Source organism: Aneurinibacillus tyrosinisolvens, assembly GCF_001015055.1.
Classification (GTDB): domain Bacteria; phylum Bacillota; class Bacilli; order Aneurinibacillales; family Aneurinibacillaceae; genus Aneurinibacillus_A; species Aneurinibacillus_A tyrosinisolvens.
Genome location: NZ_BBWZ01000007.1, coordinates 62,620 through 82,850 on the forward strand (window position 1 = coordinate 62,620; position 20,231 = coordinate 82,850).

The window sequence follows — 20,231 nt, forward strand, 5'->3', positions numbered from 1 at the left end:
ATTGTCCCTGGTTTATTGCAAGTGAAAATATCGTGTAGTACGATATTCTTATTGGCATGATTGAAAAGGGGAGACAGTGATGGATTGGTTAACGGTAGCTATACTGGCATTTTTTGTTGCATTTATTCTCTTTAGAATTCTTCCGCCGCGCGGAGTGAAACGGATTTCCACAGCGCAGCTCGAGGAAGCGATGAAAGAATCAAAGGGCAAGCAAATTATTGATGTCCGCGAGGCGGATGAATATAGAGGCGGTCATATCCACGGGGCTCGGAATATCCCGCTCGGCCAGATTAAGTCAGCGACAGGCGGAATTCGAAAGGATAGGGAAACGTACCTCGTATGTGCGAGCGGCTTTCGAAGTGGACAGGCTGCACGCATCCTGAAGAAGGAAGGGTTCACCAATCTCTACAATGTTTCCGGTGGGATGAAACAGTGGAAAGGAAAAACCGTTAAGAAGTAAAGAGAGTGCCTATTCGTTCTATTTGGAGTGTGGAGAAACCTGCAAGGTTTTCTACACTCTTTTTTATATCAGGGAGAAAAATCGAAGGTTTTCAAAAATATTTTTCACCAAATTAGTGCCCATACAAAGAATAGAATGAAGTGATAAAGTTGTCCAGACTTTTTCGATAACTTGGTAACTGGCTCGGATTAATAGATCCGGTTGTTTTAGTTTACGACTGTACAATTAGCAGATATTATATCAGTAAATAAATGTATAAATGAGTAAATAAATACAATGAAACTTATACAATGAAACTTATACAATCACGGGTGTTGATTAACCAAAAAAAGTAAGCGGAAAAATGAAAAAGAGGTGCCTTTTTCGGGAAAAGAGTTTGTATACCACTACAAACTCATTACGAAAAGAGGCGACCTCCTATGAAAAAGTCTATCACACTTTTGGACGTCCTGGAACACCTCATTACCGAAGAAGAAATACAAGAGATTTTACAGACCCACAAGTATAAGGATACAGCCCGCAAACTTTCTGTTTCCATGTTGTTGCGATTCCTTATGATGGCGGCCACACATGAATGGAAAAGTTTTCGCCATACGGCTGATGTGGCTACGGCTTACGGACTTCCGCAGGTTCATTATTCAGCCCTGTCTACAAAAACAAGCGATGTACCCTATGCCATGATAGTCCTGTGATGAACGAGTTTGTTGACCCGCAATTCATCCTGGTGGCTGACCGTGCTTATTTTCAAATCAAGCGGATCGATACCTTTGTAAAACCAGAAACGAACCAGCCGTTTGTCATTCGGTTAAAGATGAATGTGGCCCTGTATAGAAAAAAGTCATTACGGCGATGGAGTCCGGCGGACTCCAATATTCTAGGTGACTTCACCTGTAAACTCGGCACGCCGCAAGCGCGTTCTGAATCCCGCCATCGTATTGTGGAATTCACCGACATGGAAGGGAAAGTGATGCGCGTCGTCACCCATCTTTATGATGTAGATGCCGAAACGATTGCCTCTATGTACCAGGCCCGCTGGGCCATTGAGGTGTTTTTCCGTTGGATAAAGCAGCATCTGAACATCCCCACCCTGTTTGGCACAACGGGGAATGCCGTATTTAATCAGCTATACGCTGCACTCCTTGCTTATGTAGTATTGAAAACACTCTATGAAGAAGGGAAACAGCATCCCTTCATTCGAAGCGCAAGCTTTGTCAGCTTTACCCGCCAGTTTATTGAGGCACAACTTCCTGTAGAATGGGAGCTTATTATCCAGGCATTCGTAAAGGACTATCAGCAATTATACGGGAATATTCTTCCTGAAACTGGATAATCAACACGCGTGTAGTGGTATATCTCTTATACCGAACAGAAGTGATAGTGCAAAAGATTATATTTCTATGGGATGGTCATCTAGTGAACCGATGTATGTTGAATCATATAGTGGGGTTGTAACCTATACAGATTACAGTACTAATCCAGACAGATATTCTACTGTAAACATTAGCCAAAATCGTCATATTTATCAGGCAAATAAGGTGGCACTCTATTACAATGATACCTATAACTCTACTTATGTTCCTCCGCAAGTATCGTTGAATGTAGTTACAAACAAAAAGACAAAATCAGGTAAGGAAGGATATGCCGAAGGGGAACTGGCTCATACCTATACAGACACCCAAGTTTCCTTTACTATAGCGGTTTCTTATCCTCCTTCAATAGAATTTAATTACAGCCCCAAAGACGCTGTAATTAATGTTCCTCTTGGTGCAAGATTTTCGGAATAGAATATAAAGTTACCTCTATTGTTTTATAACTACCTTGCTTTTGCGAACAGATGAAAAGCCAACTTAATTAGGCTGGCTATGGAGTATAGAGAAGCCCCATAAGTTTCTCTATACTCTCTTTTATACCGTGGAGAAAAAACGAAACCTTTGAACAAATATTTTTTGAGAAAATTTTCCCAACCACCTATCTTCACTTGGCTAGGTGGTTGGGGTTTTTTAGCAGGTTCCTGTCATCAACGTCTACCTCTAAATATTTTCTCCTCCCCTAAATGGTAAAAGTAAAGGACATAGAGTTTTTTTGCATCCGCAAGGGTTCGCTCAATCATTTCTCTCCTCTTTTTACATGTCGTCTTTCCAGACGTGGACAAAAATCTCCACTAAATAACTAAAATCTAGTGTCGCAGTTTCCACTTTAAAAAGCAGTTCCTTTGTCGGTCCAGCCGTTCAAGACAAGGAGCCAAATCATATACATTTCCTGGAGTTACATACATATCGGCAATAATATTAGATTTCAAGTCCGCGTTTGGGTAATCAATGGTATGCTAAATCGCCTACGAAAACCTAAATTCCTCGAATTCAGCTTCACTTACTATTGCTAACTAATCCGAATCGCTCTCCCATCCTTAAAACAGGTGGAACAGAAAATCCGCCGGACGACTTCCCGTAAGATTTCCGGATTTCTTCAAATCCGTATGGAATAGATTCGTAACTTCCATACTAGGAAAAGAAGGAGATGATTACGTTGCTTTCCCGCCTGATGAATAAAAATCGCACAGTGAACGGCAGCGTCAGGTGTGGGGCGCTTACGAAGCAGCTCGTAGCATCCATCAAGCCCGGAGAAATTGCCGTCATTTCCCATACCGACATCGACGAGCTGGCTGCCCGTGGGTTACTTGAAAGACGGGTCAAGGCTGTTGTGAATTGTGCCCCTTCATTTACAGGGGAGTATATGGCGCGCGGAGCCAAAATCCTGCTTGACCATCATATTCCGCTCTACGATTGCGATTCACAGGACAATGTATTCGAACAATTACACAACGGCGAACAGATTATCATCGACGGGCATTACCTCTTTCGAAAAAAAGACCGCCATCTTCTGGCGCGTTTAAGCCCGATAACAAAGGAATACTGGCAGCAGGCTTGCTCGGCTGCCGAACAAAAGATGAATGAGCGGTTATATCGTTTTGTTGAGAACACGCTCGCCTATGCAGCAGTGGAAAAAGAGCATATTATGCTTCCGCTGCCGCCGCTGCCGCTTCATACGCCCCTTGCCGGCAGGACCGTTGTTATCGTCTCAAGGGGCAAATACTATAAAGAAGATTTGCGTGCGATCCGGCCTTACATACTGAAAGAAAAGCCAATTCTCATCGGAGTGGACGGCGGGGCTGACGCGCTGCTTGAAAACGGCCTCGTCCCTGATATTGTAATAGGAGACATGGATAGTGTAAGCAACGATGCCCTTGCAGCGGCAAAGGATGTGATTATCCATGCTTACTACGATGGAACGGCGCCCGGCGAGAAAAGAGTGCGCGAACTTGGAATTCCATACTACAAACTACGTGCGCCCGGCATAAGCGAGGATGCCGCTATGCTTTATGCGTATCATTACGGAGCTGAATGGCTCGTTAGCGTCGGGACTCATACGAACATGGTGGAGTTTTTAGAGAAAGGAAGGCAGGGAATGGCCAGCACGCTGCTCGTTCGGATGCAGGTTGGCGACAGAGTGATCGACGCCAAAGGATTTCATTTGCTGTACAGCAAGCGGCAGAAAAGGAAAGAGTGATACGTTAATGTGGAACGCCAGCATCATTATTCCCGCATACAACGAGGAATTGTTTATCGGGGAAACGCTCCGGGCCGTACGCGCGCATCCTTTGCTCCGACACCTCGAACTCATTGTTGTGGATGATGGAAGCACAGATGGGACAAGAAAGCTGGCTGCCAATTGGGCTGACCAGGTAATAAGGAGCGAACAAAGGAAGGGAAAGGGCTTTGCGCTCTGGCAGGGGACCCGGGCCGCCTCCGGAGATACGCTGCTTTTTCTTGATGCCGATTTACAAAAAACATCGGTGCTTGCGAGCTACCTGCTGGAAAATTTACACGCCTGCGGTGCTGATATGATAATCGGCTGTCCGCCGGCAGCGAAAAAAGAAGGTTTCGGCCTTGTTAAGCGAATGGCACAGCGGGAGATCAGCAAGATGACCGGCGTGTTTCTAAAGGAGCCGTTATCGGGGCAGCGGGCCTTAACGCGGCGCGCATCTGAGGCGGTTTCTTCGTGGGATTACGGTTTCGGGATTGAGGTCGCAATGACGATTGATATTATGCACGCCGGCCTGTCGGTTTGCGAAACGGCCATTCCATTCTCGCACAGATCGTACGGAAAAACAGCCGCCGGATTCCTGCACCGTGGCAAACAGTATTTGCATATCCGCAGGGCCATTAAACAAAAGCAAGCGGCATTAAAATGAAGGATAGCTTCTTTCTCGTTTTTCTGGCAGCAGCCGGGATCACCGCATATGGGATGATGATCGGCCTGTGCGGCGTGTTTCGCAAAAAAGGCTGGGTTTCATTTAACTATAAGAAGACAGAAGTTCCCCACGGCTGCGGAATTCTCTTTCCTTTCTGCTTCCTGTTATTTGCCGGCTTCTTTCCGAACGGAGCGACGGAGCGCCTCGTCGTGTGCGCCGCCGGGATTTGCCTTGTCGGATGGATAGACGATCGGATGGGAGACAAAGGGACGAAAGGATTGCGCGGTCACTTCCTTGCATTATGGAAAGAGAGAAGAATGACGACGGGTATGCTGAAAGCGGTGTCTGCTTTCCTGTTTGCTGTTTGCGCAGCTTCTTTTTTCTATACGGCAATGGGGGATTTTGCCGTCGATACGCTCCTCATCACGCTGGCGACGAACGCCATGAACCTGCTCGATCTTCGGCCCGGGCGTGCGCTCAAAGGATTCTGGCTGCTTCAGTCTCTCTGCCTCACTGCCGGAACGATACCGGCGGCCCTTGCTCCGTTCACGTACTATGTTTTACTGCTCACCGTCATTATGGCACCGTTTGATTTCTCAGCAAAGGCGATGCTTGGGGACAGCGGAGCCAATCTGCTCGGGTTTCTGGCGGGTGCGCTTTGTGCCTATTCCCTGAACCTCTATGTAAAAATCATTCTGCTGGTTCTTCTTTTGGTGCTCCATTATTATGCGGAGCGGGCCTCTATTAGTGCAGCGATTGAAAACAATCGATTTCTTCGCAGGATGGATGCATGGGGAAGAAGCGGATAAGCAAAAGCGGAAAATTAAACGTCTGTTTTCCTGCGGAACCTTTTCTGCACAAGGTTTTTTTTGCGGTCTTTATGAAGGATAAATCCAGCTATAAAAGCGACACCGAGAATGAAAAAGACAAGACCGGTGAGAAAGCGCCCGAGAAGGAAATGGTGAATGGCCGGGTCGAAGTACAAATACAGTGTGTCCCGCATCGTTTTAAATCCATAGGCGGCCACCGCGCCGGGAATCACATAAATAATCATAACAGCGATAAAGCGTAACAGCATGTATCTCCCTGCTTTCCTGTTCCTTTTACGACATGATTTTATCCGTTTCCCTGTTATTTGTCCACCATTGTGTACAGGCGGAAAGTTTGGTTAAATAATAGGAGTGTGCAATTTTTTTCATAGCATGGGAGAGGGTAAGATGAATATAGTCATCGTGGGCGCAGGCCGGGGAGGAACCGCTCTGCTAAAGCTGTTATACAGGATGGAGAGCACCCGGATCGTTGGTGTTGTGGATAAAGATGAGACGGCCCCGGGGATTTTATTGGCCCGGGAATGGGGAGTTCCGGTTTCTGTATCCCATAGCCCTTTCTTCGAACAGAAAATCCATATGGTACTGGAAGCGACAGGGAACCGTGAAGTATATGAACAGTTAAAGCGCGATAAACCGGAAGGATCGGTTATCATACCTGGTACCGTTTCCTCCGTGATTATGAAACTGATAGATGAAAGAGAACAATTGATCGATGTACTGCATAGGAAACAGCGTGAGATTGATACCATTCTTAATTCAACGCACGATGCAATGGTGGCAGTGAACGGGCAAGGCGTTATTTCGCTTTACAATAAAGCGGCAGAACGGATTCTGGGGATTTCCAGGGAGGAGGCCCTCGGCAAAGCGGCTGAGGACGTCATCCCTAACTCACGGCTGCATGCTGTGCTTGATTCGGGCGTTGCCGAACTTAACCAGGAACAGAGGTTGACCGGCGGACAACGCATTGTAACCAACCGGGTTCCGATTTTTGACAAGAGCGAGAACGTAGTCGGTGCGGTGGCCGTTTTTCGTGACGTTACCCAGGTAGCCGCGTTAACGGATGAAATTACCGATTTAAAAGACATTCAAAGCTTACTCCAGGCTATTATCCAGTCGTCGAACGATGCAATTTCAGTCGTAGATACGCAGGGGAATGGGCTGATGATTAACCCGGCCTACACCCGGCTGACCGGCCTTACAGAAAAAGACGTGATTGGAAAGCCGGCGGATGTGGACATTTCCGAAGGCGAAAGCATGCATCTGCAAGTGCTGCGGACGGGAAAACCGGTCCGCGGAGTTCCTTTGAAAGTCGGGCCGCGAAAAAGGGATATTATTGTGAATGTAGCCCCCGTTGTTGTGGATGGGGTGCTTAAGGGGAGCGTCGGTGTCATTCATGACGTATCGGAAATCAAAAAGCTTACAGATGAGCTGGAGAACGTGAAAAGGCTCATCCGGACACTGGAAGCTAAGTATACGTTTGACAACATTATCGGGAAAAGCGAAGGCATGGTGCACGCGGTAGACCAGGGAAGAAAGGCAGCGCTTACGCCGGCGACCGTACTGCTCCGCGGAGAATCCGGCACCGGCAAGGAATTGTTTGCGCATGCGATTCACAATGAGAGCAGCCGAAAATACAATCAGTTCGTAAGGGTAAACTGTGCCGCCATACCGGATAACCTGCTGGAGAGTGAATTGTTCGGCTATGAAGAGGGAGCATTCACAGGCGCGCGAAGGGGCGGCAAGAAAGGCATGTTTGAAGAAGCGAGCGGCGGGACGATCTTCCTCGATGAAATTGGCGAACTGTCCATGAGTACCCAGGCGAAATTACTGAGGGTGTTGCAGGAAAAAGAAATCGTGCGGGTTGGCGGAAACAAGGCGATCCCGGTCGATGTCCGGGTTATCGCCGCTACACACGTCAATCTGGAGCGGGCCATTCAGACCGGTGTTTTCCGCGAAGATTTGTATTACCGCATCAATGTACTCCCGATTGTCATTCCGCCTTTGCGTTACCGCACGCAGGATATTGAAGAAATCGTCTACCACTTGATCCGAAAATACAATCAGGAATATGGCAGAGGGGTAACGGATATTGCTCCGGCAGTACTGGATACTCTTACAGCGTACGCCTGGCCAGGCAACGTAAGGGAGCTGGAAAACGTAATCAGCCGCTCGCTTATTAATATGAGGTTTCAGGAGACGACCATTTTCCCGCGCCATTTGCCGGAACTGACAGCGGGCGATGTGCCGGGTTCGACACGCGGCATGACGAAGGGCGACGCAGAACTTCCTTTAGAAAATGGCCGCACCTTGAACGAAATGCTGGAGGAAGTGGAAGCTCAAATAATTAAAAATGCTTTGTTGCACAATAAAAGCAACAAAACAGCAACCGCCAGACAACTCGGTCTCTCCATACGCAACCTATACTATAAACTCGAAAAATACGGCTTGTGAGAATGTAATTGCATGCAAAAAGTTGCCTGGTGTGAAATTTTTTGCATGCAATTATTTCGGATTATGGAAAAGAGTTCCTTTTTCTTCAAGGGAAATGCTGTATCTAAAGGAAGCGTTTTCAATGTTTTTTTGGCATGTTGTTTGCATATAAGGTAATATAGGAAAACATATGGTGCATTCGTGAAAATCGGATAAACGAAAACCCAGGAGGAAAGCGAGCGAATGAAAATCTTTGAATACCTTGAGAAATATGATTACGAACAGCTTGTATTTTGTCAGGATACAAACTCAGGACTAAAGGCGATTATTGCCATTCACGATACAACACTCGGCCCGGCGCTTGGCGGTACGCGCATGTGGACATATGATACAGAAGAGGATGCGATTGTAGATGCCCTGCGTCTTGCCCGTGGAATGACATATAAGGCGGCGGGAGCGGGCCTGAATTTGGGCGGAGGAAAAACCGTCATTATCGGCGATCCGAGAAAGGACAAAAGCGAAGAACTATTCCGTGCTTTCGGCCGCTATATCCAGGGGTTGAATGGCCGTTACATTACAGCTGAAGATGTGGGCACGACTGTGGCTGATATGGATTTGATTCATATGGAGACAGACTATGTTACCGGCGTATCGCCTGCGTTTGGCAGCAGCGGAAACCCTTCTCCTGTTACTGCCTACGGTGTGTACCGCGGCATGAAGGCGGCCGCGAAGGAAGCGTTCGGAAGCGACCAGTTGAGCGGGAAAACCATCGTTGTCCAGGGTGTCGGCAACGTGGCGTACAACTTGTGCCGCCATCTGCATGAAGAAGGGGCGAACTTGATTGTAACCGACATTAACAAGGAAAATGTGCAGCGCGCGGCTAATGAGTTTGGTGCAAAGGCGGTTGACCCTGCGGATATTTATAAGCAGCAGTGTGATATTTTCTCCCCGTGTGCCCTTGGTGCCATTATTAATGACGAGACGCTGCCGCAGCTTACGGCCAAAGTGATTGCCGGCGCGGCAAATAACCAGTTGAAAGAAGAGCGCCATGGAGACTCCCTTCAGGAAATGGGAATTGTCTACGCTCCCGATTATATTATCAATGCCGGCGGCCTTATTAACGTAGCGGACGAACTCCAGGGCTACAACCTTGACCGGGCGATGAAGAAAGTGGAAACGATTTACGATAACATTCAGAAGGTTATCGAAATCTCCAAGCGCGACAACATCCCGACATATAAAGCAGCCGACCGCATGTGTGAAGAGCGGATTGCAAGCGTACAGAAATCGCGCAGTACATTCCTGCAGAACGGAAAGCATGAATTATCCCGCATTCATAACAAGTAATGTAAAATAGACGTAGAGTAGAAGTGCTCGAAGGAAAATACGGGGGTGGTACCATGTCGAATGAATATGATGTAGTGGTACTCGGCGGAGGCACCGGCGGCTATGTGGCCGCCATCCGTGCCTCGCAGCTGGGCATGAAAGTAGCGGTTGTCGAGAAGGGGAAGCTGGGCGGAACGTGCCTTCACCGCGGCTGTATTCCAAGCAAAGCGCTGCTTCGGAGCGCAGAAGTGTTCCACACGCTAAAGAACGGCGAACAATTTGGTGTCGTAACCGGTGAAGTCGGCATTAACTTTGCACGCATGCAGGAAAGAAAGCAGAGCATCGTAGACCAGCTTCACAAAGGGGTACAGCATCTGATGAAGCAGGGAAAAATCGATGTATATGAAGGTACCGGGCGCATTATGGGACCTTCCATTTTCTCCCCGCAGGCAGGTGCAGTCACGGTTGAATATGCCGGCGGCGAGTCGGAAATCCTCGTTCCAAAATTTGTGTTAATTGCGACAGGTTCCCGCCCGCGTACGCTTCCGGGGCTTACGATTGATAAGGAAAGAATCATTACGAGCGATGAAGCGCTTCAGCTGCAGGAGCTGCCGAAGTCCGTTCTTATCGTTGGCGGCGGTGTTATCGGCATCGAATGGGCTTCTCTTTTCAATGATCTTGGGGTAGAAGTCGAGGTTGTTGAGTTCGCCGATCGCATTCTTCCGCTCGAAGATGAAGAAATTAGCAAGGAAATGGCAAGACTTCTGAAGAAGCGGAAAATTAAAGTTCATACCGGCGCCAGGGTCCTCCCTGAAACGCTTGTACATACTGAAAACGGCGTCTCAATTAAAGCCGATCAAAACGGAAAAGACATGGAATTCACCGCAGATAAAATCCTTGTTTCCGTCGGCAGACAGGCAAACATTGAAGACATCGGGATTAATAACGTAGACGCCCGGATCGAAAATGGCGTTATCCAGGTGAACAGCATGTTCCAAACAGGGGAATCGCACATTTATGCGATTGGAGATGTAATTGGCGGCCTGCAGCTGGCGCATGTAGCCTCGCACGAAGGAATTACAGCGATTGAGCATATGGCCGGCCTGGTCCCTGAACCAATTGACTATACAATGATCGCGAAGTGTACGTACAGCCGTCCTGAAGTCGCGAACGTTGGATTAACTGAGACGGAAGCGAAAAACAAAGGACACAAAGTAAAGACCGGTAAATTTAATTTCCGTGCAATCGGAAAGGCGCTCGTTTATGGCGAGCATGATGGCTTTGTCAAGCTGGTGGTCGACGAAGAAACGAATGATTTGCTCGGCGTTCATATGATTGGTCCGCACGTTACGGACTTAATTGCGGAGGGAGCGCTTGCCCGTGTTCTCGATGCGACGCCGTGGGAAATTGCCCATACCGTTCACCCGCATCCCACCCTATCTGAAATCATGGGTGAAGCAGCGCTCGCGGTGGAGGGTAAAGCGATTCATTCGTAAGAAACACGATATAAACAATCAAAGGAGGCGGGTCCTTCATGGCGGAAAATCGTCATCAATCCATTGGATTAACCGATGAACAGGTGCTTGATATGTACTATTATATGCTGGTCGCGCGCAAGGTAGATGAACGCATGTGGCTGCTAAACCGGGCGGGAAAAATCCCGTTTGTTATTTCCTGCCAGGGGCAGGAGGCGGCGCAGGTTGGCGCAGCGTTCGCTTTTGATAGGAAGAAAGATTATGCTTGTCCGTACTACCGTGACATGGGTGTTGTCATGGTGTTCGGCATGTCAGCGCGCGATATGATGCTGTCCGCCTTCGCTAAAGCGGAGGATCCGAACAGCGGCGGGCGACAAATGCCCGGGCACTTCGGCAGCCGGAAATACAACATCCTTACAGGATCAAGCCCGGTTACTACACAGGTGCCGCATGCGGTAGGCCTTGCGCTGGCCGGCAAAATGGAAGGCAAGGATCTGGCTGTTTACACCTCTTTCGGAGAAGGCTCCAGCAACCAGGGGGACTTCCATGAAGGGGCTAACTTTGCCGGTGTACACAAACTCCCTGTTATTTTCTTCTGTGAGAACAATAAATATGCAATTTCCGTCCCGCTTTCCAAGCAAATCGCTTGTGAAAGCGTGGCCGATCGGGCGAAGGGATACGGATTCCCGGGCGTATCGATCGACGGAAATGATCCGATCGAGGTATATAAAGCGACGAAAGAAGCGGTAGAACGCGGGCGCCGGGGAGAGGGAGCAACATTAATTGAAGCGGTAACCTACCGCCTCGTCCCACACTCCAGTGACGACGATGACAGGGCATACCGTTCCCGTGAAGAAGTGGAGGAAGCGAAGCGAAACGACCCATTGATTCGTTTCCAGAAGTACCTTAGAGAAACGGGCGTAATGAGCGAGGAAAAGGAAAAAGAAATTCACGACCGGGTCGCATACGAGGTAGAGGAAGCGACCGAATACGCAGAGAACGCTCCGTATCCGGCACCTGAATCTACATTGCGTCACGTGTACGCAGAATAGGAGGCTGTACGTATGGCGATGATTTCATATATTGATGCAGTAACCCAGGCGTTACGCGAAGAGATGCAGCGTGATAAACGTGTTTTTGTTCTAGGGGAAGACGTAGGCGTGCGCGGCGGGGTTTTCCGCGCAACGAACGGCTTGTATGAAGAGTTCGGCGAACAGCGTGTCATTGACGCACCGCTTGCGGAATCCGCCATCGCCGGGGTAGCGATTGGTGCTGCCGCCTACGGAATGCGGCCGGTAGCTGAAATGCAGTTTGCAGATTTTATTATGCCCGCAGTAAACCAGATTGTAAGTGAAGCAGCTAAGATGCGTTATCGCTCCAACAGCGACTGGCATTGCCCGCTTGTTATCCGTGCGCCGTATGGTGGCGGAGTACATGGCGCGCTCTATCATTCCCAGAGTGTGGAAGCGATATTTACAAGCACACCAGGCTTAAAAGTAGTTGCCCCTTCCACACCGTATGATGTCAAAGGCATGCTGAAAGCGGCCATTCGCGATGAAGACCCGGTCCTGTTTTTCGAGCATAAGCGCTGCTACCGCCTGATTAAAGGAGAAGTGCCGGAAACGGACTACACCGTGCCGCTTGGCAAAGCCGATGTGAAAAGGGAAGGGACGGATATTACGGTTATTAGTTACGGGCTGACCCTTCATTTCGCGCTGCAGGCGGCAGAAAAGCTGGAGGCGGAAGGAATTAGCGCACATATTCTCGATTTGCGCACTCTTTATCCGCTGGATAAAGAAAGCATCGTCGAAGCCGTCAAGAAAACCGGAAAAGTTCTTATCATCCATGAAGACAACAAGGAAGGCGGACTGGGCGGAGAAGTTGCCGCCATCATCGCTGAAGAATGCCTATTTGATTTGGATGCGCCGATTAAGCGCCTGGCAGGACCGGATGTACCGGCCATGCCGTACAGTCCTCCGATGGAGAAATTCTTTATGCTTAATCCGGAGAAAGTGATAAACGCAATGCGAGAACTGGCCGAGTTCTAAGCACAGGAGAACCGAGGAGGGTTAAACGTATGGCAACGGAAGTCGTAATGCCCCAGCTGGGGGAGTCCGTCACAGAAGGTACAATCGCCCGGTGGCTTGTAAAGCCTGGTAATAAGGTGAAAAAGTATGAACCGTTATGTGAAGTAACGACAGATAAAGTAAATGCCGAAGTCCCTTCCACTGTGGAAGGGACGGTAACCGAACTCGTCGCCGCCGAAGGAGATACGCTGGCGGTTGGCGATTTAATTTGCTACATCCAAACGGAAGGGACGGGTGAAGAACCCGCTGCTGTTCAGCCAGCGGCCGCGCCGCCGGCAGATGTGAAAACCGCGCCACCCGCAGCAGCCCAGGGAACCGTTTCTTCAGCTGTGTTAAAGGCGGCCGGGAAACGTTATTCCCCTGCTGTTATGCGCCTTGCGCAGGAAAACAATATTGACTTGAATCTTGTAAACGGCACAGGAAAAGAAGGCCGGATTTCACGTAAAGATGTGCTTGCCTTTATTGAAAATGGCGGAGCTGCCCAGCAGGCGGCACAGCCTTCTGTCCAGCCGGCAGCGCAGTCTCCAGTAGAGGAGAAACAGCAGGTTTCTGTTCCTGAACAACAGGTGACCCAGCCGCCGTCGGTCCGTCCGGCTGTTTCTACCCCCGCATTGTCTGCCTATCCGGGAGATGTAGAAATCCCGGTAAGCAACATTCGCAAAACCATTGCCAGCCGCATGGTGCAGAGCAAGCACGAAGCGCCACATGCGTGGACGATGGTGGAAGCGGATTTAACGAACCTTGTTAAGTTCCGCAATAAGGTTAAGGGCGAATTTAAAGCAAAAGAAGGATTTAACCTAACCTTCCTTCCGTTCTTTATTAAAGCGGTTGTTGAATCGATTAAAGAGTTCCCCATTATGAATTCCGTATGGGCCGGCGACAAAATTATTATGCGCAAAGATATTAACATATCAATCGCAGTAGCGACAGACGATGCGCTGTTCGTTCCTGTCATTAAGAACGCGGACCAGAGAAGCATTTACGGCATCGCCCATGCAGTGGATGAGCTTGCTGCAAAAACACGCCAGGGCAAGCTATCCATGGAAGATATGTCGGGAGGGACTTTTACGGTCAACAACACAGGTTCCTTCGGTTCTGTCCAGTCGATGCCGATTATTAACCAGCCCCAGGCTGCCATTATTAGCATCGAATCGATCGTTAAACGCCCGGTTGTCATCGATGACATGATCGCAATACGGGATATGGTGAATCTGTGCCTCTCTCTTGATCATAGAGTGCTTGATGGACTCGTATGCGGCAAATTCCTCCAGAGCGTGAAGAAGAAAATGGAATCGTACGGTCCCGAAACGTCAATATACTAGGAAGAAAACACAAGAAGGCGGTCCGAATGCGGTCCGCCTCCTCTTTTTTCCACCCTTAAAAAATGTCGAATCAAGGAGGATTTTACAGGCCGGAGACGAATATGTAGAAAGATTAAAATAATTATCCTGTTATAATACGGATAGAGAGAAGAGACCACTGTACTATAAGGAGTGAAACCCATGAGCAAGAAGCAGGGAAAGAAAGCGTTCGAGAAATGGCAGGATAAAGTAGAAGAGCGGCTAAAAAAAGCGCCGGAACGCAAAGAAAAATTCGAAACGTCCTCCGACATTGAAGTGAAACGCGTGTACTTACCGGAAGAACTTACAGAAGAATACATGGAAAAATCCGGACTTCCGGGGGAATACCCTTATACACGGGGCGTGCAGCCTACGATGTACCGGGGCCGCTTCTGGACGATGCGCCAGTATGCCGGATTCGGTTCGGCGGAAGAGACGAACAAGCGCTTTAAATATTTGCTTGAACAGGGACAGACCGGCCTCAGCTGCGCATTCGACCTGCCTACCCAGATTGGGTATGACTCGGATGATCCGATGTCGACCGGTGAAGTCGGCAAAGTAGGGGTCGCCATTGATTCGCTGGAAGACATGGAGATTCTATTCGACGGCATTCCGCTGGACAAAGTAAGTACCTCGATGACCATTAACGCACCGGCCTCCGTGCTCCTGGCAATGTACATTGCTGTTGCTGAAAAACAGGGTATCTCTCCGGATAAAATCTCAGGTACGATACAGAATGATATCTTAAAAGAATACATTGCGCGTGGCACGTATATTTTCCCGCCTAAACCTTCTATGCGTTTAATTACAGATATTTTTGCATACTGCGCACAGAACGTGCCGAAGTGGAACACGATTAGCATCAGCGGCTACCACATTCGCGAAGCCGGGTCTACCGCTGTACAGGAAGTAGCCTTTACACTGGCTGATGCGATTGCCTATGTAGACGCAGCCGTGGCAGCGGGGCTCGATGTGGATGATTTCGCTCCGCAGCTTTCTTTCTTCTTTAACGGACATAACCATTTCTTTGAAGAAATTGCGAAGTTTAGAGCCGCACGCCGCATCTGGTCGCGTCTCATGAAAGAGAAATACGGTGCGAAAAATCCAAAATCATGGCAGTTCCGCGTCCATACGCAGACAGGCGGATCGACGCTGACTGCCCAGCAGCCGGACAATAACATTGTGCGGGTAACCATTCAAGCGCTTGCTGCTGTCCTTGGCGGAACCCAGAGCCTCCATACAAACTCGCGCGATGAGGCGCTGGCATTGCCTACAGAAGAGTCGGCCCGCATTGCGCTGCGGACCCAGCAAATCATTGCGTATGAAACAGGAGCAACCGATACGGTGGATCCGCTTGCCGGTTCTTACTATGTCGAAAGCCTGACCGATCAAATAGAGGAACAGGTCCTTGACTATATTAAGAAAATCGAGGACATGGGCGGTGCGGTTGCCGCTGTTGAACAGGGCTATATGCAGCGTGAAATTCATGACAAGGCGTATGAGTTCCAGCGTAAGGTAGAAAGCGGAGAGGAAGTCGTCGTAGGGGTTAATAAATTCCGGATTGAAGGCGAGAAACAGCCGGAACTCCTTCGCGTTGATCCGAGCCTCGGCAAGGTGCAGCGGGCGAAGCTGGAAGAACTCCGGACGCGCCGCGACAATGATAAGGTGCAGGAACAGCTCGCGGCGCTCCGCGAGGGGGCACGCAGCAGCAATAATTTAATGCCGCTCATTCTCGAGGCGGTAAGAGTGTATGCGACGATCGGCGAAATCTGCGGGATATTGCGCGAAGAATTCGGCGAGTATCGCGCAGTATAACAGGGGAGGAGTAGAAATAGGATGGAGAGAAAAATACGTGTTTTAGTAGCGAAACCAGGTCTTGACGGGCACGATCGCGGTGCGCTTGTCATTGCACAGGCCCTGCGTGACGAAGGAATGGAAGTCGTTTATACCGGATTGCGCCAAACACCTGCCCAAATCGTAGCAAGTGCGGTTCAGGAGGATGTAGATGTTATCGGCCTTTCCTGTCTTTCCGGAGCCCATAATGAACTCTTTCCTGAGGTTGTCCGGCTCCTAAAAGAGCAGGGAGCGGAGGACATTATTGTTGTCGGCGGGGGCGTTATCCCGGATGAGGATATCCCATTCCTTGAGGAGAACGGCATCGCGAAAGTATTTACGCCGGGAACAAAAACAAAAGATACAGCCGACTTTATCCGCCATAAAATTGACGAAAAAGACGGTATCAGTGCACCGATTATGGATTCGCCAAACAAGATTGAACATATCGGGATTGCTGTGAAGAATTTAGAGGAAGCCGTTAAATTTTATACGCAAATGCTCGGGCTAAAACTGCTGGGATTCGAAACAGTAGAAAGCGAGCAGGTGCGCGTAGCCTTCCTTGAAATTGGGGAAACGCGCCTCGAATTGCTGGAAGCGACAGACGAAAACAGCGCGATCGCTAAATTCATCACAAAAAAAGGAGAAGGAATCCACCATATTGCCCTGAACGTTGACAATCAGCAGGAGCGATTAGATGCTTTAAAGAACGCGGGTGTGCGGCTCATCCATGAAACGCCGAAGCTCGGAGCCCATAACAATATGGTCGCATTCCTGCACCCGAAGGCAACGAACGGCGTTCTGCTTGAACTTTGCCAGCAGGCAGAAAAAGCCGAGTTACAAGGCCACGCAGACGGCCATAAATAATACACGCTATTTTACACGATGATAAAGAGATAGAGATTGTTCTTTGGATAGGAGGCTTTCGAAAAATCAATGAGCAGCATGTATGAGAAAATCGATGAGATGTACGAACGGCGCAGAAAAGTGGAACTCGGCGGGGGCGATAGGCGAATCGACGCCCAGCACAACCGCGGGAAGCTGACGGCGCGGGAGAGAATTGATCTGTTTCTTGACAGGGACACATTCGTGGAGATGAATCCTTTTATTGAGCACCGTGCGACCAGTTTCGGCATGGACAAAATGGAAGGACCGGGCGAAGGGGTTGTTACCGGATACGGAAAAGTAAACGGCCGGCTCGTGTTTATCTTTTCGCAGGACTTCACAGTATTTGGCGGTGCCCTCGGCGAGATGCACGCGCTCAAAATTGCGCGCATTATGGACCTGGCCGCGAAGAACGGCGCGCCTGTCATCGGCCTGAATGACTCCGGCGGCGCCCGCATCCAGGAAGGCGTCGAGTCGCTTGACGGCTACGGCCACATCTTCTACCGCAACTCGATTTATTCCGGGGTCATCCCGCAAATCTCCGTCATATTGGGTCCATGTGCGGGGGGTGCGGTGTATTCTCCCGCGATTACGGATTTTGTGTTTATGGTGGAGAAAACAAGCCAGATGTTTATTACCGGGCCGAAGGTAATCGAGGCCGTAACGGGAGAGAAGATTTCCTCCGAGGATCTCGGCGGGGCCAAGGTCCACGCTTCCATTAGCGGGAATGCGCACTTCACAGCGCCGACAGAACCGGAAGTACTTGAAGAGGTTCGCCGTTTAATCAGCTTTCTGCCGCTGAATAACAACGAGGCACCTCCTGTTCTTCCCGCGGAACCGGACAACGGATGGGACGACGAGCTGGCGGAAATCGTGCCGATTGCGGCAACGAAAGTATACGATGTGCGCAAGGTTATCCATAAAATTATTGATAACGAGGATTTTATGGAAGTACAGCCTGATTTCGCGAAAAATATCGTGGTCGGTTTTGGCCGGATTGACGGGCACAGCGTAGGGATTATTGCCAACCAGCCAAAGTTTATGGCCGGGGGCCTCGATATTAACTCCTCGGATAAGCTGTCCCGCTTTATCCGTTTCTGCGATTCCTTTAATATCCCGCTCATTACGTTTGAGGATGTTTCCGGATTCTTTCCCGGCGTCAATCAGGAGCATGGCGGCATTATTCGCCACGGGGCTAAAATCCTGTATGCCTACTCGGAAGCAACGGTACCGAAAATTACCGTTATCCTTCGGAAAGCATACGGCGGAGCTTATGTAGCGCTGAATTCAAAAGCGATTGGCGCGGACATGGTATTTGCCTGGCCGAACGCAGAAATCGCCGTCATGGGAGCGCAGGGCGCAGCCAACATTATTTTTGCACACGAAATTGAGAACAGCGAAGACCCGGCGGCAACACGCGAAGCGAAGATCGAGGAATACCGCGAGCGGTTTGCCAACCCGTATGTCGCAGCGAGCCGCGGCATGGTGGATGATGTAATCGACCCGCGGGAAACGAGGAAAAAGCTGCGTGAAGCGCTGGATATGCTGCGCACGAAAAAAGAAACCCGGCCTGCCAAAAAGCACGGGAACATTCCTTTGTAAGACGGCAGTACGGCAAAACTAGAAGACGCCCCCGGTTGTTGTGTATAATGGACAGGTAGCCTGTTCGTGTACATATACCAACCGGGGGTGTTTTTTATGGTACAGCAAGAGCGGATCGTGAACGAATTCATGGAACTCGTCCAGGTGGACAGTGAAACGCGGAACGAACGTGAAATATGCAATGTTCTTAAGGAAAGGTTTTCTTCATTGGGTCTTGAAGTGATGGAGGATGACGCAGCGGAAAAAACGGACCATGCCGCGGGAAACCTCATCGCGACATTAAAGGGAACGGTCGATGATTGCCCAACGATTTACTTTACGTGTCATATGGATACAGTTGTTCCAGGGAAAGGAATTAAGCCGAGTGTGAAGGACGGGTATATCGTTTCAGACGGTACAACGATCCTTGGGAGCGACGACAAAGCGGGCATCGCAGCCATGCTGGAAGCGATTCGGATTTTGAAAGAACAGGGCACCGAGCACGGAACGATCCAGTTTGTCATTACCGTAGGGGAAGAATCCGGCTTGCAGGGGGCCAAGGTACTGGATCCGGTACACCTTACAGCGAAGTACGGTTTTGCGCTGGATAGCAACGGCAAGGTAGGCGACATTATTGTGGCCGCACCTACCCAGGCTAAGGTAAAAGCGATGATCCGGGGCAAATCTGCACACGCAGGCGTTGAGCCGGAGGCTGGCATCAGTGCCATCCAGGTGGCCAGCAAGGCGGTGTCGCGCATGCCGCTTGGCCGGATTGACAAAGAAACAACGGCGAATATCGGAAGCTTCCAGGGGATTGGACCAACGAACGTAGTGTGCGATCAAGTCGAGATCCTCGCAGAAGCGCGCAGCCTTGTGCATGAAAAAATGGTGGAACAGACTGAGAAAATGAAGCGGGCGTTTGAAGAAACAGCGCAGGAATTTGGCGCAACAGCCGAGGTTGCCGTTGAAGTGATGTACCCTGGCTTTAAATTCTCCGAAGAAGATCTCGTTGTGAAGAAAGCAATGGACGGGGTGAAAGCGGTAGGCCGCACACATCGCATTCTGGCCAGCGGCGGAGGCAGTGATGCCAATGTCATTGCCGGGCATGGCATCCCGACGGTAAACCTGGCAATAGGCTACGAGGATATTCATACGACGAATGAGAAGATTCCAGTCGAGGAACTGGTAAAAGCAGCTGAGCTTGTGGTCGCTCTTTGTAAGGAAGCAACCAGGTAAGAAGAAAAAAGGATGAACCCTCTAAGACATGGGTTCATCCTTTTTTTCTTCCGTTATTGCATGGTACGTATGCAGAATATAAGGCTCCTTTAGCTCGGTATCGCCGGGCCCGATATTGGGATCGAAAAAGGCGTCTTTACTTAACGAGGGAATCGGCTGCTCCTCATTCTTCTCATTTAAATTGTAATACTCATTCATTTCCTGTGTAAACTCACCGTTATTCACAGCGAGCGGATCGCCTCCGAACCCGTTCAGAATTTGAAAGGCGCCTTCCCAGTTATCTGAAGTAACAGGAACGGATAAGGAGTGCGTGCCCCCCTCTTCCAGATGGGTGTGCTCGTATCCGAATTGTGCCAGGTATTCTTTGGCCTGCTGCGCCTCTTCCTGTGTCGCAAAGGTTGCGTGGATTTTTTTATCCATCGTTACATATCCTCCAAGTAAAGTTATACTTAGCTTTCCCGCTGTCTTCACTACCATTCAGGGAGGGGAAGAATGA

At 49.5% G+C, this 20,231-nt stretch carries 17 protein-coding genes and 1 pseudogene; 16 read left to right on the forward strand and 2 right to left on the reverse strand.

Annotation, left to right across the window (positions count from 1 at the left end):
* The first annotated feature begins 79 nt into the window (after positions 1-79).
* From MBEAL2_RS08755 to MBEAL2_RS08780, 6 genes and pseudogenes are all read left to right on the forward strand, one after another.
* Positions 80-460 carry a rhodanese-like domain-containing protein gene (locus MBEAL2_RS08755; protein WP_047151937.1) on the forward strand — a complete coding sequence of 127 codons (381 nt, stop codon included), beginning with the start codon at positions 80-82 and terminating at the stop codon, positions 458-460.
* A gap of 419 nt (positions 461-879) precedes the next feature.
* A pseudogene (locus MBEAL2_RS08760) lies at positions 880-1,790 on the forward strand (IS4 family transposase).
* 67 nt (positions 1,791-1,857) lie between these two features.
* A complete protein-coding gene (locus MBEAL2_RS08765) occupies positions 1,858-2,244 on the forward strand; it encodes a hypothetical protein (RefSeq protein ID WP_047151938.1) in 387 nt (128 codons plus the stop codon).
* 733 nt (positions 2,245-2,977) lie between these two features.
* On the forward strand, positions 2,978-4,027 hold the full coding sequence (gene steA / locus MBEAL2_RS08770; protein ID WP_052947600.1) for a putative cytokinetic ring protein SteA: 1,050 nt from the start codon (positions 2,978-2,980) through the stop codon (positions 4,025-4,027).
* A gap of 7 nt (positions 4,028-4,034) precedes the next feature.
* Positions 4,035-4,712: a glycosyltransferase family 2 protein gene (locus MBEAL2_RS08775; protein WP_047151939.1), complete on the forward strand. Its 678-nt coding sequence runs from the start codon at positions 4,035-4,037 to the stop codon at positions 4,710-4,712.
* Positions 4,709-5,521 carry an MraY family glycosyltransferase gene (locus tag MBEAL2_RS08780; protein WP_052947601.1) on the forward strand — a complete coding sequence of 271 codons (813 nt, stop codon included), beginning with the start codon at positions 4,709-4,711 and terminating at the stop codon, positions 5,519-5,521. The genes MBEAL2_RS08775 and MBEAL2_RS08780 overlap by 4 nt, the downstream gene beginning before the upstream one ends.
* 14 nt (positions 5,522-5,535) lie before the next feature.
* Here the strand turns inward: MBEAL2_RS08780 and MBEAL2_RS08785 are convergent, their stop codons facing one another.
* Positions 5,536-5,790, reverse strand: coding sequence for a DUF2627 domain-containing protein (locus MBEAL2_RS08785; protein WP_369405482.1), 255 nt, complete (start codon positions 5,788-5,790; stop codon positions 5,536-5,538).
* 139 nt (positions 5,791-5,929) lie between these two features.
* On the opposite strand from MBEAL2_RS08785, the gene MBEAL2_RS08790 reads away from it, so the two are divergent.
* The 10 genes from MBEAL2_RS08790 (at position 5,930) to MBEAL2_RS08835 (ending at position 19,735) form a co-directional block, all read left to right on the forward strand.
* Positions 5,930-7,993: a sigma-54 interaction domain-containing protein gene (locus tag MBEAL2_RS08790; protein WP_047151940.1), complete on the forward strand. Its 2,064-nt coding sequence runs from the start codon at positions 5,930-5,932 to the stop codon at positions 7,991-7,993.
* 222 nt (positions 7,994-8,215) lie between these two features.
* Positions 8,216-9,319 (forward strand): branched-chain amino acid dehydrogenase, encoded by a 1,104-nt coding sequence (bcd, locus tag MBEAL2_RS08795; protein ID WP_047151941.1) that lies wholly within the window; start codon positions 8,216-8,218, stop codon positions 9,317-9,319.
* Positions 9,320-9,372: 53 nt separating this feature from the next.
* Complete coding sequence (lpdA, locus tag MBEAL2_RS08800; protein ID WP_047151942.1) at positions 9,373-10,794, forward strand: dihydrolipoyl dehydrogenase; 1,422 nt, start codon at positions 9,373-9,375, stop codon at positions 10,792-10,794.
* A gap of 38 nt (positions 10,795-10,832) precedes the next feature.
* Positions 10,833-11,825: a thiamine pyrophosphate-dependent dehydrogenase E1 component subunit alpha gene (locus MBEAL2_RS08805; protein ID WP_047151943.1), complete on the forward strand. Its 993-nt coding sequence runs from the start codon at positions 10,833-10,835 to the stop codon at positions 11,823-11,825.
* A gap of 12 nt (positions 11,826-11,837) precedes the next feature.
* Positions 11,838-12,821, forward strand: coding sequence for an alpha-ketoacid dehydrogenase subunit beta (locus MBEAL2_RS08810; RefSeq protein WP_047151944.1), 984 nt, complete (start codon positions 11,838-11,840; stop codon positions 12,819-12,821).
* A 29-nt stretch (positions 12,822-12,850) separates the two neighbouring features.
* The gene (locus MBEAL2_RS08815; protein WP_047151945.1) at positions 12,851-14,182 is read left to right on the forward strand and encodes a dihydrolipoamide acetyltransferase family protein; all 1,332 of its coding nucleotides are present in this window, start codon (positions 12,851-12,853) and stop codon (positions 14,180-14,182) included.
* A 180-nt stretch (positions 14,183-14,362) separates the two neighbouring features.
* Positions 14,363-16,015, forward strand: a complete 1,653-nt coding sequence (locus MBEAL2_RS08820; RefSeq protein ID WP_047151946.1) for an acyl-CoA mutase large subunit family protein — start codon at positions 14,363-14,365, stop codon at positions 16,013-16,015.
* Positions 16,016-16,036: 21 nt separating this feature from the next.
* Complete coding sequence (gene mce / locus MBEAL2_RS08825; RefSeq protein WP_047151947.1) at positions 16,037-16,900, forward strand: methylmalonyl-CoA epimerase; 864 nt, start codon at positions 16,037-16,039, stop codon at positions 16,898-16,900.
* Positions 16,901-16,969: 69 nt separating this feature from the next.
* The gene (locus MBEAL2_RS08830) at positions 16,970-18,520 is read left to right on the forward strand and encodes an acyl-CoA carboxylase subunit beta (protein WP_047151948.1); all 1,551 of its coding nucleotides are present in this window, start codon (positions 16,970-16,972) and stop codon (positions 18,518-18,520) included.
* Positions 18,521-18,616: 96 nt separating this feature from the next.
* Positions 18,617-19,735: a M20/M25/M40 family metallo-hydrolase gene (locus tag MBEAL2_RS08835; protein WP_047151949.1), complete on the forward strand. Its 1,119-nt coding sequence runs from the start codon at positions 18,617-18,619 to the stop codon at positions 19,733-19,735.
* A gap of 21 nt (positions 19,736-19,756) precedes the next feature.
* Here the strand turns inward: MBEAL2_RS08835 and MBEAL2_RS08840 are convergent, their stop codons facing one another.
* Complete coding sequence (locus tag MBEAL2_RS08840; protein ID WP_047151950.1) at positions 19,757-20,155, reverse strand: hypothetical protein; 399 nt, start codon at positions 20,153-20,155, stop codon at positions 19,757-19,759.
* Between the last annotated feature and the right edge of the window lie 76 nt (positions 20,156-20,231).

What these genes read in the sequence shown, in the direction of transcription:
- MBEAL2_RS08755 (WP_047151937.1), top strand. Translation starts at nt 80, where the DNA reads ATGGATTGGTTAACGGTAGCTATACTGGCATTTTTTGTTGCATTTATT.
- MBEAL2_RS08765 (WP_047151938.1), top strand. Translation starts at nt 1,858, where the DNA reads ATGGGATGGTCATCTAGTGAACCGATGTATGTTGAATCATATAGTGGG.
- steA (WP_052947600.1), top strand. Translation starts at nt 2,978, where the DNA reads ATGATTACGTTGCTTTCCCGCCTGATGAATAAAAATCGCACAGTGAAC.
- MBEAL2_RS08775 (WP_047151939.1), top strand. Translation starts at nt 4,035, where the DNA reads ATGTGGAACGCCAGCATCATTATTCCCGCATACAACGAGGAATTGTTT.
- MBEAL2_RS08780 (WP_052947601.1), top strand. Translation starts at nt 4,709, where the DNA reads ATGAAGGATAGCTTCTTTCTCGTTTTTCTGGCAGCAGCCGGGATCACC.
- MBEAL2_RS08785 (WP_369405482.1), bottom strand. Translation starts at nt 5,790, where the DNA reads ATGCTGTTACGCTTTATCGCTGTTATGATTATTTATGTGATTCCCGGC.
- MBEAL2_RS08790 (WP_047151940.1), top strand. Translation starts at nt 5,930, where the DNA reads ATGAATATAGTCATCGTGGGCGCAGGCCGGGGAGGAACCGCTCTGCTA.
- bcd (WP_047151941.1), top strand. Translation starts at nt 8,216, where the DNA reads ATGAAAATCTTTGAATACCTTGAGAAATATGATTACGAACAGCTTGTA.
- lpdA (WP_047151942.1), top strand. Translation starts at nt 9,373, where the DNA reads ATGTCGAATGAATATGATGTAGTGGTACTCGGCGGAGGCACCGGCGGC.
- MBEAL2_RS08805 (WP_047151943.1), top strand. Translation starts at nt 10,833, where the DNA reads ATGGCGGAAAATCGTCATCAATCCATTGGATTAACCGATGAACAGGTG.
- MBEAL2_RS08810 (WP_047151944.1), top strand. Translation starts at nt 11,838, where the DNA reads ATGGCGATGATTTCATATATTGATGCAGTAACCCAGGCGTTACGCGAA.
- MBEAL2_RS08815 (WP_047151945.1), top strand. Translation starts at nt 12,851, where the DNA reads ATGGCAACGGAAGTCGTAATGCCCCAGCTGGGGGAGTCCGTCACAGAA.
- MBEAL2_RS08820 (WP_047151946.1), top strand. Translation starts at nt 14,363, where the DNA reads ATGAGCAAGAAGCAGGGAAAGAAAGCGTTCGAGAAATGGCAGGATAAA.
- mce (WP_047151947.1), top strand. Translation starts at nt 16,037, where the DNA reads ATGGAGAGAAAAATACGTGTTTTAGTAGCGAAACCAGGTCTTGACGGG.
- MBEAL2_RS08830 (WP_047151948.1), top strand. Translation starts at nt 16,970, where the DNA reads ATGAGCAGCATGTATGAGAAAATCGATGAGATGTACGAACGGCGCAGA.
- MBEAL2_RS08835 (WP_047151949.1), top strand. Translation starts at nt 18,617, where the DNA reads ATGGTACAGCAAGAGCGGATCGTGAACGAATTCATGGAACTCGTCCAG.
- MBEAL2_RS08840 (WP_047151950.1), bottom strand. Translation starts at nt 20,155, where the DNA reads ATGGATAAAAAAATCCACGCAACCTTTGCGACACAGGAAGAGGCGCAG.